This window comes from Candidatus Glomeribacter gigasporarum BEG34 (genome assembly GCF_000227585.1).
Lineage (GTDB): Bacteria > Pseudomonadota > Gammaproteobacteria > Burkholderiales > Burkholderiaceae > Glomeribacter > Glomeribacter gigasporarum_B.
In genome coordinates this window covers 1-12,425 of sequence record NZ_CAFB01000069.1, presented here as the reverse complement: position 1 = coordinate 12,425, position 12,425 = coordinate 1, and the positions used below count along the sequence as shown (strand labels likewise).

17 protein-coding genes and 2 pseudogenes are annotated in these 12,425 nt (G+C 54.3%); 4 read left to right on the top strand and 15 right to left on the bottom strand.

Annotated features, from left to right (window positions below; translation table 11 throughout):
- Positions 1 to 6: 6 nt before the first annotated feature.
- On the bottom strand, positions 7 to 426 hold the full coding sequence (locus CAGGBEG34_RS08295) for a response regulator (protein ID WP_042688414.1): 420 nt from the start codon (positions 424 to 426) through the stop codon (positions 7 to 9).
- Between the two features lie 204 nt (positions 427 to 630).
- Entirely contained in the window at positions 631 to 954 is a 324-nt protein-coding gene (locus CAGGBEG34_RS09790) for a response regulator transcription factor (protein WP_158641851.1), read from the bottom strand.
- 735 nt (positions 955 to 1,689) lie between these two features.
- Here CAGGBEG34_RS09790 and CAGGBEG34_RS08285 point away from each other — a divergent pair.
- Genes CAGGBEG34_RS08285 through CAGGBEG34_RS08270 form a run of 4 tightly spaced genes read left to right on the top strand, consistent with a single transcriptional unit; the run spans position 1,690 to position 3,099 of the window.
- The gene (locus tag CAGGBEG34_RS08285) at positions 1,690 to 2,025 is read left to right on the top strand and encodes a DUF167 domain-containing protein (protein ID WP_238985027.1); all 336 of its coding nucleotides are present in this window, start codon (positions 1,690 to 1,692) and stop codon (positions 2,023 to 2,025) included.
- Positions 2,026 to 2,037: 12 nt separating this feature from the next.
- Positions 2,038 to 2,484, top strand: a complete 447-nt coding sequence (locus CAGGBEG34_RS08280; protein WP_006683234.1) for a hypothetical protein — start codon at positions 2,038 to 2,040, stop codon at positions 2,482 to 2,484.
- A gap of 7 nt (positions 2,485 to 2,491) precedes the next feature.
- Complete coding sequence (locus tag CAGGBEG34_RS08275) at positions 2,492 to 2,878, top strand: periplasmic substrate-binding domain-containing protein (protein WP_158641850.1); 387 nt, start codon at positions 2,492 to 2,494, stop codon at positions 2,876 to 2,878.
- A 20-nt stretch (positions 2,879 to 2,898) separates the two neighbouring features.
- On the top strand, positions 2,899 to 3,099 hold the full coding sequence (locus tag CAGGBEG34_RS08270) for a DUF2905 domain-containing protein (protein WP_042688412.1): 201 nt from the start codon (positions 2,899 to 2,901) through the stop codon (positions 3,097 to 3,099).
- 2 nt (positions 3,100 to 3,101) lie between these two features.
- Here CAGGBEG34_RS08270 and gstA read toward each other — a convergent pair whose 3' ends face one another.
- The 13 genes and pseudogenes from gstA to CAGGBEG34_RS08215 all read right to left on the bottom strand — a co-directional run bounded on the left by gstA (position 3,102) and on the right by CAGGBEG34_RS08215 (position 12,316).
- Complete coding sequence (gstA, locus tag CAGGBEG34_RS08265) at positions 3,102 to 3,710, bottom strand: glutathione transferase GstA (protein WP_006683232.1); 609 nt, start codon at positions 3,708 to 3,710, stop codon at positions 3,102 to 3,104.
- A gap of 208 nt (positions 3,711 to 3,918) precedes the next feature.
- Positions 3,919 to 4,161, bottom strand: a complete 243-nt coding sequence (locus CAGGBEG34_RS08260) for a DUF4351 domain-containing protein (protein ID WP_203224873.1) — start codon at positions 4,159 to 4,161, stop codon at positions 3,919 to 3,921.
- An 84-nt stretch (positions 4,162 to 4,245) separates the two neighbouring features.
- On the bottom strand, positions 4,246 to 4,890 hold the full coding sequence (locus CAGGBEG34_RS08255) for a hypothetical protein (RefSeq protein WP_042688411.1): 645 nt from the start codon (positions 4,888 to 4,890) through the stop codon (positions 4,246 to 4,248).
- 153 nt (positions 4,891 to 5,043) lie between these two features.
- Positions 5,044 to 5,715, bottom strand: coding sequence for an alpha/beta hydrolase (locus CAGGBEG34_RS08250; RefSeq protein ID WP_006683229.1), 672 nt, complete (start codon positions 5,713 to 5,715; stop codon positions 5,044 to 5,046).
- Between the two features lie 36 nt (positions 5,716 to 5,751).
- Entirely contained in the window at positions 5,752 to 6,180 is a 429-nt protein-coding gene (locus tag CAGGBEG34_RS08245; RefSeq protein WP_006683228.1) for a helix-turn-helix domain-containing protein, read from the bottom strand.
- The gene (locus tag CAGGBEG34_RS08240; RefSeq protein ID WP_006683227.1) at positions 6,177 to 6,473 is read right to left on the bottom strand and encodes a type II toxin-antitoxin system HigB family toxin; all 297 of its coding nucleotides are present in this window, start codon (positions 6,471 to 6,473) and stop codon (positions 6,177 to 6,179) included. The genes CAGGBEG34_RS08245 and CAGGBEG34_RS08240 overlap by 4 nt, the downstream gene beginning before the upstream one ends.
- 30 nt (positions 6,474 to 6,503) lie before the next feature.
- Complete coding sequence (locus tag CAGGBEG34_RS11445) at positions 6,504 to 6,869, bottom strand: YqfO family protein (RefSeq protein ID WP_042688410.1); 366 nt, start codon at positions 6,867 to 6,869, stop codon at positions 6,504 to 6,506.
- 69 nt (positions 6,870 to 6,938) lie between these two features.
- Positions 6,939 to 7,184, bottom strand: a pseudogene (locus CAGGBEG34_RS11440) (4a-hydroxytetrahydrobiopterin dehydratase); the annotation flags it as partial.
- A 45-nt stretch (positions 7,185 to 7,229) separates the two neighbouring features.
- Positions 7,230 to 8,366: a J domain-containing protein gene (locus CAGGBEG34_RS08230; RefSeq protein WP_006683224.1), complete on the bottom strand. Its 1,137-nt coding sequence runs from the start codon at positions 8,364 to 8,366 to the stop codon at positions 7,230 to 7,232.
- A 286-nt stretch (positions 8,367 to 8,652) separates the two neighbouring features.
- Entirely contained in the window at positions 8,653 to 10,437 is a 1,785-nt protein-coding gene (locus CAGGBEG34_RS08225; RefSeq protein ID WP_050009376.1) for a DUF927 domain-containing protein, read from the bottom strand.
- 113 nt (positions 10,438 to 10,550) lie between these two features.
- Entirely contained in the window at positions 10,551 to 10,946 is a 396-nt protein-coding gene (locus tag CAGGBEG34_RS08220; RefSeq protein WP_006683222.1) for an HU family DNA-binding protein, read from the bottom strand.
- Between the two features lie 161 nt (positions 10,947 to 11,107).
- A pseudogene (locus CAGGBEG34_RS10780) lies at positions 11,108 to 11,338 on the bottom strand (toprim domain-containing protein); the annotation flags it as partial.
- A gap of 12 nt (positions 11,339 to 11,350) precedes the next feature.
- The gene (locus CAGGBEG34_RS08215; RefSeq protein WP_478210144.1) at positions 11,351 to 12,316 is read right to left on the bottom strand and encodes a DUF7146 domain-containing protein; all 966 of its coding nucleotides are present in this window, start codon (positions 12,314 to 12,316) and stop codon (positions 11,351 to 11,353) included.
- Positions 12,317 to 12,425: the final 109 nt, after the last annotated feature.

Sequence of the window (12,425 nt, the reverse complement as noted above, 5' to 3'; positions counted from 1 at the left end):
CGCCGCCTACCGATCTTCGCGTTTGCAGAATTGCTGGACAAGTGCCGCCCACTGGTCTGGATGTACGGGTTTCATTAGGGCGGCATCCGCGCCCTTATCGAGACAGTCCTGTAATATCTCCTTGCCGTGCGCGGTGATCACAACAATAGGGAGATGCTGCTGAGTGCCTTGTTCGCGGGCGCGTATCGCCAGCAGCACGTCCCGCCCGTCTTTCACGTCCGGGAGGCCCAAATCCAGAAACACGCAATCATATGTATTCGCTTGTGTCAGGGTGAGCGCTTCTCGGCCCTTGTCCGTAATTTCGACCTCACAACCCGTCATTTCCAGAAAGGTCTTCTGGACCATCTGAAGTGTTGGATTGTCCTCGACCAGCAGCACTTTATAGTGCGCTCTAATGCGACCCGTTCCCGAATCCTGGTTTTCCATGACGATTGCCTCTTTAGGTGATGGCTGTGCCTAAAGAGATCAGCGTGCAATAGGGCAAAAGAAACAGGTATCCTCTTGCGTGAGGCGTAGTTGACTGTCCGCTGTTGCTTTTTTAATCCATAAAAACAGGCATTTTCGAGTGAGTGCCCCACACGGTGTTAAAACACCGCTTTTTGAAGGGATTTGCGTCATGACCGGGGTTCCTCATCCATGAGGAGGATGTCCAGGATTTTCTATTGTTCCTTTGAGATAGCGCCGCTTCACCGCCTGGCAAATCGCCTCCAGCAGGCTGCTACAGCCCAGTTTTCTTTTGGCGGCTTTCAGGTGTGAAATGACGGTGGTTTTTTTGATGCCTAAGCGTTCCCCGATCTCAGTCGAGTTTAGATTCAACTCGGCCAGCCGGAAGCATTCCTGTTCCCGCTGCGTTAACTCAGGAGACAGCATCAGCTCGACCGGCATGAGATAGCTGAACAGCAGCTTGTCGATGAAGTGTTCTTTCTCCTCATCCGAAAATCGGGGGTTTTCCAACGATTCTCGGATTGTTTTTGCCAAACTAGAGGGATGAGTGGCGTGCGGGACGGGCCTTGCCCGCTTTTGGTGCGAAGGCGCTTCCCGCATGGATAAAATCCTGAAAGCAGCCGTCACGCTGGCTTTTTGTTCTGGCGTTTGTATGGCTCGCACAAAACTGCGTCCAGATACGGCATCTGAATGAGGGCAGCGCGTTGTTCTTCATCTAAACTCAGGTGATAAACTGGACTGGTCATGATCGGTGCCCCTCGTATCGATTGTGAAAGTGGTGGCCCGCGTGTTGATCCCACACAGGCTATTGTGGTAGTGGACGCTTTGCGTCCGCTATTTCTTGGTTTCAACTGCTGCTTCTTGTGGAAAGCAGCCGCCCGCTGAACCGCTAAGGGGGTTCCAGGTCACTCAAGTGTTTGCTCAGCGCTTTGAAAAAGCAGATAGAACTGGCCAGCCAAGCAGCCGGTCGGCCGGTGCAAGACGACTTTTTTTGATGCGCAGCCCGTGTTATGGGCGCAAGTTGTCGCACGGGCACATCGTGCCCTAAGCTATCGAAAGCCATGATCAACTCCCTTTAGTTGGTCTGGTTAGCAGTCAAGGTATTTGCGGTACCTTGGGTGCGGTTGTCGCAGGGTGGGTTTGACGCCCATTCTGCGGCGGCTCATCGCCACGCCTTCTGATGCTAGCGCTCCGCGTTAGTGCAATGCAACAGGCTGGAAGCGGGCTCTTTTCATCTCTGCACAAGTGAAAACGCTGCAATCAGACCTTTTTTCGCAATCAGTCTGCTGGTGCCAGAATGTGGTCGATGGTGTACAGCTTCGGGTCTATGTGCAGCCCAACGCGAAGACAACAGAAGCTGCGGGTGAATTCAATGGCACGCTGAAAATACGTCTGAATGCGCCGCCACTGGAGGGAAAGGCCAATAAAGCATTGCGCGCTTGGCTTGCGGAACGCTTGAGCGTGCCGCATCATGCGGTGCATCTGGAGACCGGCCATAGCAGCCGATACAAGCAGATTCGTGTTACCGCAGTGGGCCTGGATGCGAAGGTTGTGCGCACCGCATTTTCGGGAAGCCCATAGGTTAAGTATCTTATGGATGCAACACGGGCTGAAGGAGAGGGTACAACAGAGATGTCCCATTCAAACTGGTTTTATCTTATTTCTGCGTATTTTCTTGCTTTTCTGACGATGCCAGCATGTGCTGACACGGATCAAGACCGACTACCTTACATGGGTCTGCCTGGACAATTGCCGGTTGAAGTTGTAACCCAGTTTCTCAAAAGCCGTCTGAGTGGAGCGGATCATTTTGTTGACTATAAAACGCTGACTATCGTGCAGCACAGTAAGCAGCGGGAAATGTCTGATCAGGTTCATCTGATCGTCATCCAAAAGGGTTTATTAGACGATAGTGTTCAGGGTATCCGCTGGCGTCTACAATTACGCTTAAATCCTCAAAGACGCTGGCAGATCAACACAGTAAAGGAAGATTTTTCTTGCTACCGTGGCCATAAAGACTGGTCTAGGGCGCGTTGTTCCTAATGGCGATGTGTTAATCCGTTCTTACGAATGGGCCGAGTTCTTGAAAAGGGCCTTTCATAGTGAGCACGATGCCCTCTTGATCGGCGGTAGCGGTATTAACGATCCGGATAACTGGCTGGGCGGATTTCTCGGTTGTCGCTCGATGCGGCCCGGCAACTATGCCCAATGGTGTTACAAGCCCTTTGACGATCTGCTTCAACAAGCGGCGCGCACGCTGGATAAGAAGAAGCGCACAGCGCTTTACCTCAACGCTCAGAAAATCTTCGAGCGTGAGCAACCCTATACGGCGATTGCTTATCCGATCAGCTATTACGTACTGAATAAAAACGTCACCGGCTTCAAAACCTATATGTTCGGCACAACGGTGTTCTATGGGGTGGGGTTAAAGCAATAGGTCATCCAATCACAAGCGCCATGTCCCGTCTCCTGATTCTTTTCGGTGTTATGCTCCTGCTGATGGGTGTCGCTTGTTCGATGATGGGCAAATTTCCGTTCGGTCAGATGCCGGGCGATCTCCTGATCCGGCGCAAAGGTTTTACTTTTTACTTTCCGATCACCACAGGCCTGATCATCAGCGCAGTGATTTCGCTGATTTTATGGCTCTGGCAGCGGTGAACTCAGCTTAAGCCTTCTTCTGCGAGCGCCTTCTGAATCGCGGGTCTTGCCTTAAGTGCGCTGAAATACTTGGACAACACCGGCCAGTCCGTCCATTTCTCTTTAAGAGCGGGGAACCAGGACAGAATCACAAACAGATAAGCGTCTGCCAAGGTAAACGGATCGCCGCACAAATAAGCCATTTGACCCAGATGCTGAGACAGATAGCGCAATTTTTGATTCAGCACTGGCCTTAAAACGTTCTCTTTAATCTCTTCCGGTAGAGCGGGTTTCATCAAGGGACCGCAGCCCTTGTGAAGATCGGCGGCAATGAAATTCAGCCATTCCAAAATGCGATAACGCCGAAAGTCCGGCGCAGGCGGCAGCAAGCCCGTTGCCTTATAAGTATCCGCCAGATATTGCTGAATGACGGCGTTTTCAGTAAGGACTTCCTGATTATCTAAAAGCAGCGCAGGGACGCTGCCCTTGGGATTGATGGTCAGAAAATCTTGACCCGTCTCTGTCTGTTTGGTTTTGAGATTGACGGACTCAAACTCACACCTCACGCCGATTTCATGCAAGAGGATACGGACCGCTAAAGAACAGGCCCCTTTAGAATAATAGAGTTTCATCCGATGCCTCTTTCGGGTCAGTAAACTAAAAGACGGTTCTTAAAAATTTCACTATACGAAGTCCCCCTTTGCCTACCACGTCTTGTCTGGAAAGGGCTACGAACTCGGTTTCAGATTTCTGGATTATCCCCACGCAGGCTGCTATTAAAATGACGCTGCTGAATCCACGCGCCCATCATTCTCTGCGTCTGGAATGTGTCCGCGCGGCTTAAACTGCGTTAGAGGCAGACGCCTCAAAAACATCCGATAAAGTCTTAGCCCCTAGTACCCGTTCCCCCCAACTCAACAGCATATCGCTGTCCGCTGCCTCCAGTTTTTTAAGATAAAGATCGGGCACTTGCTGGAATTTATGCTGCAACTGCCGTAGTAACAGCACATATTCACCCTGCTGGATGCCCTGCTGGATGCCTTGCTGAATCCCCATCCGCTCTAGGCTCGTGATATAAGGCATATGGTGTTGCTCCGCAAATTGCTTAACCTGCAAATTATATTGCATTTCCAAGTCTTCCGGCAAAGTCAGCACCCAATCTAGGAACTAATACAAATGCTCAATTTCATCGCGCTTTAAGCCTTTTTCAAAGAGCTTTCGGGTCAATTGCCACCGCCGGTCAAAGCGATCTTGGGCATTTCTTTTTGTTTCCAGGGCGGCTAATTGTGCCAAGACCACCGCTGCAAATGGGTTGGGGTGTCGATCCAATTCCGCTTCTTTGCCACGGTAGTCCAGAATTTTAATGATCTGGAAGTTAAAACGGAGCACAGACTGACCCCAGACCTGGATTTCATAGCCTTGAGGCCGCCAGTGGAGATCACCATCCACTAAAACCACCAAAGTGATGAGGGGCAAGCCCTTCAAAAGATAAATCCGGCAATAGTATTCAAACAGTCTCTGCGCGAAGTGTGTCTGGCGCTGACCCTGGATTTCCACATGCGTGAGCACCCGACAAGGCCTTCCTTCTTTAGAATGCACCTGAAACAGTTTATCGACCAGCCTTTTGCCAACGGCTGCCTCCCGCGCCACAGACTGCAGCTCGCTATCGAGTGACTCAAACCCTTTGTCCCAATCAATCTGCTGATGCAGTGTCGGCCAGAAGTAGGCCATCCATTGCGGGAAATACACATCCAATAAGATTTTCCAAGCGGGATCGGATTCACTGAGGGGTGTTTGGGGTTTTAAGGACATCCAAAAATCTCCAATCTCAAGGCATGTCTTGGGGAAAGGCAACGTAGCGCTCCTACGTATGCGATGCAAACGCAGGATCAGAAAGAAGTCCCGCGCCCCGTCTGTTTTAGTGTCCATGCTGACGGCATGAGCCATGGGCTTCCAGCGGCAGCATCAAATAAGCCGCTGAATCCACGCGCCCATATCCGCTATTTCCTGCGTGCAGATACGGTGCGCCATCGCATAGCGATGGAAGTCAACGGCGTATCCCAACGCCTGTAAGCGATCTTTGGACCCTTCTCCCATCTCTAGAGAGAGCACCGTATCCTGATCGCCGTGGGCCATGAAAATAGGAATATGCCGGTTGGCGGCACTGGCCTCTGAGGCTAATTGATCCGCCATCGGTAAATACGTGGAGAGCGCGAGGATGCCTGACAGCGGCTTGGCAAAGCGCAACCCCGTGTAGAGCGCCAACGCACCGCCTTGAGAAAAGCCGCACAGAAAAATCTGCTCGGACGGGATGCCTCGGTCGATTTCCCGCTGAATCAGCTGCTCGATGTGCTGGGCCGCTGTACGTAATCCAGCCTCGTCTTCTTGGCTGCCAGAATCCAGGCCGTGAATGTCATACCAGCTGCGCATTGGGACGCCGCCATGCAGACTGACGGGCCGGACCGGCGCATGTGGAAAGAGCCAGCGGATAGTGCGCTGGATCGCCAAGGCCCTGGCCAAATGAGCAAGATCGTGACCGTCTGCGCCAAGACCGTGCAGGCCGATGAGGCTGGCTGTGGCGGGTGCATCCGGCTCGGTTTCGATTTCAACGCAGGGTAGATAGTCGATGTTCGTCATGCGTCCGATGTGTTCAGTAGATTTAACCGGCGCTGCTTACAGAAACACATCCGCATGCACATGGAAACGGTGAGCAAAGCGCTTGGCAATCTCTTTGCTCATCGCGCGTTTGCCGCCCAAAATATCCGAGACGCGGCTTTGCGGCGCGCAATCCGACAAGTCTTCCTGTTTGAGTTGATGTTGATCCATCAAAAAACGCAGCACTTCATGAGGCGGCGCTTCTGGAATCGAAAAATGCTGGTCTTCATATGCCTTGACCTTATCGGACAGGTAATCGAGCACCTCCGCTAAAGGGTGAGCCTCATCATCCCCTATTTCGTTTAATAAAACCTCAATCGTTGCCTGGGCTCTCCGATAGTCCGCCTCAGTACGCACTGCCGTCACACCGACCCGTTCCTTAAACGGCAGCCAGGCTTGGAGAATCGCTTGCGGTTCAGCGATTCCTTCTAAGTAATGACTGGTCATAATTTCCTCCGTTTCCACTGGCCCTGGTCGTATTCTTGGTGGGTCAACATCGCTCGTATGAATACCTTGCGTCGGTTGTAGTGAATGGCTGCAATCAGCCGGTATTTATTGCCGCCAATATTGAATACGGTTAAACCTCCCACATAATCAGCCGTCGGGAACGTTGCCCGTAGCTCGCTAAAATCCGCAAAAATCTGGCGCGTCATCAGGTGAAACCAGGCTTGTAAGGGATTTGTTGCGTCCGGATGCTTCGTCCAGAAATTGATCAAAATCGGTTTCGCAATGACGTGCATGCAACAAGAATATACCAATATGGTATATTTTCAAGCGCACTTCTCAACATCCTCCAGTCTCAATACCCAATAGGCGGGTTGCTCGTAAGGATGCGCCGCTTTCAACGCTGCGATCACAGGTTGGATCACATCCGAGCAGCACACCATTTCCACCCGATATTCTTCCACAGTTTCTAACTGTCCCTGTGCCCCCAGAAACGGCTGACTGCCGGAGAGCGGCCGGAACTGGCCTTGGCCTGGGATTTGCCAAGCACAATACGCATAATTCCCGATACGGCCCGCGCCCGCCTTAAACATGGCCTGTTTGACCGGCTCAAGGTGATCGGATGGAACGTAGACCACGAGGCCATAGCGCGCACGTTCCGTCCCCGCCTGTTCTCCGGTGCCATCAGGCATCGGCAATACTCGGTCTACCTTGGCCGCACAGATGAAGTCGTTCTGGGAGAGGCCTCGACAGCTGTGCGTGCTAAAGCGCACTTCACACGTGTTGAAGTCAACTTGCAAGCTGGGATGATGGTTTTCTTGATGCGCGATCTCGGCCACCTGATTGACAAAGGCTATCGTCTGCCGGAAATTTTTGAAGCGGAATCGATGCTTAAGGCGAGGCGGTTCAGTGGCCTCTATTTCCCATCCTTCATGCAATTGCGGCAGAAGTGACTGGACGGCCTCCGTGTTTAATCGTGCTTGGGCGTTACAAGGCACGCAGTGCATTTTGTGTAGAACTGACATGACAGATATTCAGCCATGCGGTGTGAGTTAATAAGACATGTATATACCCATTGCCCTGGCCGTTTCCGCCAAAGGGGATTTGGATTGGATGACATAAGATTTTAGGAACTTCTTGAGCGTTTTCATATCCTGGAAGGCAGACAAGTCGGCTTTAAGTTTCAGGATATCCCCCTTCATTTTCTGAATCTGCGCATCCAGAAACGCCAATGCCTGATCGGGCAGGGATAGAGCCTCCTCTGGCGTATCAAAATGCATCGCAAGTACACTGCGCAGCATCCCCACCTCGCAGGCCAGTTCTTTGGATTGCTCGTTCAAGAGGGTGTTGTAGTGCGCTAGGCGTGCCTCGGTCAGAGTGTTGAGCCTTGCGAGATCGATCTGTTCGGCGGCCAGTTGTAATTCCAAGAGCCGGAGCAAGTCCTTTTTCTCATAGGCGGTGTTGACCTGCTGCATCAGCGCTGTTTTGCGCGCCCGTTCCACGCAATCCAGTTCTTTATCGGGATGCAAGCTGCTTGCCAGTTTCCGGTAGACTTCTTGAAGAGATTGGCTGATTCTCTGGGCTTCTTCTTGCGCCTGTTTTTCCTTGGCGAGCGTCTTGGCTGATTTCTTGCGTCTATCGCGCCGTTCTTGCTGGAGGCGCTTTTCCTCCGCTATTTTTTCCTGCATTTTCTCGCCGAGCTGCGCGAACATCTGTTCCGGCGAGCGCAGATCAATCTCTCCCTCCAGCTCGACGCCTAACATCCTCCGCATCATTTCCTTAAGCGCCTCTTTGCCTTCTTCCAAGTCCGCATCGAAATCGCTTTCGCTGTGCCGGTTGTAAATGGCTTTCAGGGTTTCATTCTCGTTTTCAACCATCAGCTTGCCTGCAAGGTTGCAGATCAGATGCCGAATCTTCTTTCGGTCGCTCTGAGTGAACGCTTTTCCGGGATAGTGTGTATCCAGCAACTGCACGAACTCGAATTGGAGCGTTCTGAAGGTATCGGCCAGTGGCTCAAACGCCTGGGCGTGTTTTTGACGATAACGCGGAATCGTCTGCTGCCAGGCGGAAAGCGCATTGCGCTGTTGATCGATTTTCTTGATCAGCCGATTGAACCGCTGTTGGGCTTTCGATAAATCCGTTGGAGCGGTGGGCGCGTCGATGCGAATGAGGGTGGAGACAGAATGCATCTGAATGAGGATAAGTGGTTCAGGAAAGGGCGGTTCAAGATTTTAGCGTGCGTGCCTCACGCTATCGCATCACTGATACACTTTCAATCTTGTCCCGCTGTCCCATTTGTCCCAAACGCTAAATGTCTTGAATACAGTTGCTTTGCGCGGATCCCATTGGGACAAAACCGCGCCGGTCCTTGTCCCGAGCCGTCACCGTCAAATGCCTTCATTTTCGGCCTCTGAACGGGATGGGACAAACGGGACAGTGGGACAAGCTCATTTTTCGCTTTCCGATTGACAGCGGCTACGGCTCCAGCCGCACGACATAGCACCGGCAGCGCCCCCAGCCGGGCAAGCGCTCCCGCCGATAGGGTTCCTCATGGGGACCGGGGTGTAACCAGCCCACGTCTAGCAACACCTGTGTCGCCAGCCGGACATCAAGTCCCGCACAGACTTCCTGTTTGAACACGCTCGGCAGCACGTAATACAGGCATTGGCCGTTTTCCGTGCGCCTGAATCCGGCCGCGTGCTCCATTTTGGGATTGTCAGCCTCCCAGTCCGCGAATTTGCGCTCGCCTTTCTGCTCGAAGAAGCGGCGGACCTGCGTCAGAATCTGCGCGTGCGCGCCCGTTTCGGTGTTTTGCTGCTGTGTCCACCAGGCCTGCCAGCAGGAAGCGGCCGCACGGTACGCCACCTGCTCCGGCCAGCCGGTTACGCTATAGCGACTGGCGAGTTCACCGCCTGCGGCGATCAGCGCGAAGCGCTCGCAAACCCGATGGATCGAGCCCTCCGCATCTTGGGGTAGATGTTCGTCCAGAAATGCTTGCGTCAGTGCCTTGATCTGTTCTCGTGCTGTCGGCTGATCCGAGGGCTGGGTCAACGTGGCCAGGAATGCGCGGATGGCAGTCCCATAATAGCGGCAGGCGTTGGCTTGCAGCCTCTGGCTGAAGGCCGCACCGGAGGCGCATCCATGCAGATTTTCAAATAGCCCCGTACCGGCTCCCGCATCCGCAGGCACATCGATCAGCCGGACAGACTGGCCCTGTTTGATGGTCTTTCCGCCCGCCCGCAGGTGCTGCGCCAGACTCACTTCTCCTGCGGAGAGGAACAGGAGCCGCCAGTCTTGCGACAGACGGGTCTTTCCAGCGGGTCCCGCGCGGGTCTTGCCTCGGCCATTGGCGAGTAGATAGGCGACTTCGCCCGCCTCTTTCGGATCGATCTGGGCGAGTTCATCCAGAATGAGCAAGGTATCCGAGTGCAGGCTGGCTACCGCTTCCAGGCCATTGACGGTGGCGCGCCAGTGGCACACAGTGTCCCGCGGGCCATAAACGGAAGCGGCCACCCGCAAAGCGGTCGTTTTGCCACTGCTGGATGCGCCGACAAAATGCAGACCGCCGGATTCCGCGCCGATGAGATGAATCAGGGGTGCGGCGAAGGCAGCGGAGACGGCCAAGATCAGCCGGGAATTGCCAATGCACAAGCACGCAACGTGTTGTTGCCAATCCTCCAAACTGCCCGCTTGAGTATAGGCGGGCGTCGGATGGTGGGTCTGGTAAAGGACGATTTCATCCAGCGTGCCGAGTGTGTCTTGCGGCAAGACGAAGGCGTTGCGATACCAACCTGTGTGTTGCACGCAGCGGGCGCGATCTGAAGGCTGGATGCGCATCAGATACTCGACCAGCAAACGATGGGCTCTGGCGCTGGGGGCGATTTCTAATCCTAACCGCAGGAGTTCGCCGCGCAAGGCGTCGCTGCCGCCTTTGAGCAGCGACATCGGCATGGACCAGCGGTGCAGGTGCCCGTCGGCATCGCGGAATTCGAGGAGTCGGCCCCAGTTTTCGGAGGCCGCATCGCGGACCAGCGCTTTGACATGCAGAGGCGCGCAAATCCGAAAGGGATCACCCGCCTCCGGTTGGAAAAAGACGCCGTGTTCATCGACGGAGAACAGAGCGCTGGGTTGCGGATGCGCCGAAATGCCAGGGGCGGCTTCATTATCGTGTGAAGGGTTAGGGTTCATATATGGAAAAGAGGTTTGTGTATGTTTATGGGTGATATTGCCGATTGTTCGCTGTGCAGTCCGGCTTTGCAATCCAAACTACGGCGTAGGCGGCAAAATCTAAAGAAATGCAAAACAAAAGCAAACGGTCACCGCGTAAATGTCCAGCACGGATTTTTCATGAAGGTTCTTGTTTTTGAAAGGCCTTAAGCCATCTCTTTTAACTTCTTGAGCGCCTTGAGTTTTACGGCAGGATGCGCAGGCTTGGCCGGAATTTTTGTCGGCGCGCCTGTGCGTGGATTGACCCCTTGACGGGCTTTCGTGGCCGGTTTCGTGACGACCTGCATCTTGAGCAGCCCTAGCAGAGAAAACGGCTGCTTGTGTTTCATGTGTCCTGCCATCAGGGTTTCGAGTCTGGCAAAGACAGCCTTGATTTTTCCTTGGGGTACCCCTGTTTCGGTGGCAAGGTCGGAGACGAGCTGGCTTGTGCTGTAAGGTCTTTCGATGGCGGGCAGTTTTCTGACAGAGGAGATCGCTTTTTCAGGCTTTTTGGCTGTCTTGGTGTGGACGGCTGGCTTTTTTGCTGCGGATTTCACTGCCATTGAAGAGTCCTCGTGAGAGCGCGCCTGAAAATTACAGAATGAGCTCGAAAGCCTACGTGCTCGCTTTTGAGTTTGCAACAGCTCAAGTGACAGATGTGAGTCCTCGTCATTTTCATTGAAAATCCCCCGCCTCCTTACGGAGGCAGGGGATTGTGCCAGATTTACACAGACACGCCGCAGCGATAATCGCCGCTTGCCTGTTCTACAGCCGTCCGCAGTAACCGGAGACTAGGGAAGCCCCACCGCCCCTGTGTCTGCAAGACATCGTTCCAGTCGAGGCTTTTGGCTTTGGGCGGAAGGCCGTCCAGCGGCAGCAACACAAAGACCCGTAAGTCCGAGCTTTCCAAGCGGCGCTTCAGCTTCCAGGCGGCCCGCTCGCCGGTCAGGGATCGATCTTTGTCTGCTCAGATGAGCAGGGTATGCACTTCTGNCGGGATTTCGACCGACGCCATCAGGGTCGCGCTCACCGTGGACCAGACGGGGATCCTTGTCGCCTGAAAGGCGGACAGGGCGGTTTCCAAGCCTTCCGCAACGCCTAACAGGCCGTGCATCGGCTGCGCGATGGAGATGGCGGCCCCTGTCACCCGCGCTCCGGCAGGCACCGACATCATCTTACGAGGATTATTGACCTTCGCCTTCTGGCCGTTTCGTCCCAGATACGTGCGGTGCAGCGTGATCAACTCGCCGCTGACCGACCGGATAGCCGCGATCAACGCCGGAAATCGCCCCGCTTCTTGCCCTTCTTCGTCGAAATACGACAACTCCGGGTGAAAGCGCAGCGCATCGTCTAGCCTAGACCACACCACCATCGGCAGCCGCAACTGCCGGTTGGCCAGATAGCGGTGCAGCGGCGCGGCGCTGGCGCTCGTCACAGGCAGACATTCCGCCCAGATTTGAGCGATGCGCGTATGACAGTGCGTATCGGCAATCTTGGGTGTTTCTGCTTGATACGGAATGAGCCGCACAGCAGGCATTTCACGCATGACGGCCGCAGCGCCTGGAGTCGGCGCGGAGGGCACCAGGCCAGGCGATGGTTCAGCCGTCGAACAGGGCACAACAGGGCCTGAATCGGGCAGGGAAAACACAGGCCGGTAGACCGGCCGGTATGCGCTGCCAAGACCCAGGTAATCGCTCACCGCGTGCAAGCACTGCTTGAAGTCCCAATGGTTCAGCCACATCAACAGCTTAAACCCGTTGGGAAACGCGCCACAGGTATTGCAGACACCGCCACCCGTCTCAGGTGCATCCTTGAAAAGCCGGAAGCCGTCCTTGCCGCCATGAATGGGGCACGGCACATGTCTTCTCAGCCGTTGTATCGCAGGTGCCAGACCGGGGGCCAAAGCCCCCAGGACATCCAGCCAGCGGCCCATCGCCGCCGCTTGAACTTCATCGAAAATGGGGTGATTCATAGGAGACTCCTATAAAAAACCCCAAGCCGGACCTCACCCCTGCTGGGGTAGTCCCAGCTTGGGGTAAGGG

What these genes read in the sequence shown, in the direction of transcription:
- CAGGBEG34_RS08295 (WP_042688414.1), bottom strand. Translation starts at nt 426, where the DNA reads ATGGAAAACCAGGATTCGGGAACGGGTCGCATTAGAGCGCACTATAAA.
- CAGGBEG34_RS08280 (WP_006683234.1), top strand. Translation starts at nt 2,038, where the DNA reads ATGGATGCAACACGGGCTGAAGGAGAGGGTACAACAGAGATGTCCCAT.
- CAGGBEG34_RS08270 (WP_042688412.1), top strand. Translation starts at nt 2,899, where the DNA reads ATGTCCCGTCTCCTGATTCTTTTCGGTGTTATGCTCCTGCTGATGGGT.
- gstA (WP_006683232.1), bottom strand. Translation starts at nt 3,710, where the DNA reads ATGAAACTCTATTATTCTAAAGGGGCCTGTTCTTTAGCGGTCCGTATC.
- CAGGBEG34_RS08260 (WP_203224873.1), bottom strand. Translation starts at nt 4,161, where the DNA reads ATGCCTTATATCACGAGCCTAGAGCGGATGGGGATTCAGCAAGGCATC.
- CAGGBEG34_RS08255 (WP_042688411.1), bottom strand. Translation starts at nt 4,890, where the DNA reads ATGTCCTTAAAACCCCAAACACCCCTCAGTGAATCCGATCCCGCTTGG.
- CAGGBEG34_RS08250 (WP_006683229.1), bottom strand. Translation starts at nt 5,715, where the DNA reads ATGACGAACATCGACTATCTACCCTGCGTTGAAATCGAAACCGAGCCG.
- CAGGBEG34_RS08245 (WP_006683228.1), bottom strand. Translation starts at nt 6,180, where the DNA reads ATGACCAGTCATTACTTAGAAGGAATCGCTGAACCGCAAGCGATTCTC.
- CAGGBEG34_RS08240 (WP_006683227.1), bottom strand. Translation starts at nt 6,473, where the DNA reads ATGCACGTCATTGCGAAACCGATTTTGATCAATTTCTGGACGAAGCAT.
- CAGGBEG34_RS11445 (WP_042688410.1), bottom strand. Translation starts at nt 6,869, where the DNA reads ATGCCTGATGGCACCGGAGAACAGGCGGGGACGGAACGTGCGCGCTAT.
- CAGGBEG34_RS08230 (WP_006683224.1), bottom strand. Translation starts at nt 8,366, where the DNA reads ATGCATTCTGTCTCCACCCTCATTCGCATCGACGCGCCCACCGCTCCA.
- CAGGBEG34_RS08220 (WP_006683222.1), bottom strand. Translation starts at nt 10,946, where the DNA reads ATGGCAGTGAAATCCGCAGCAAAAAAGCCAGCCGTCCACACCAAGACA.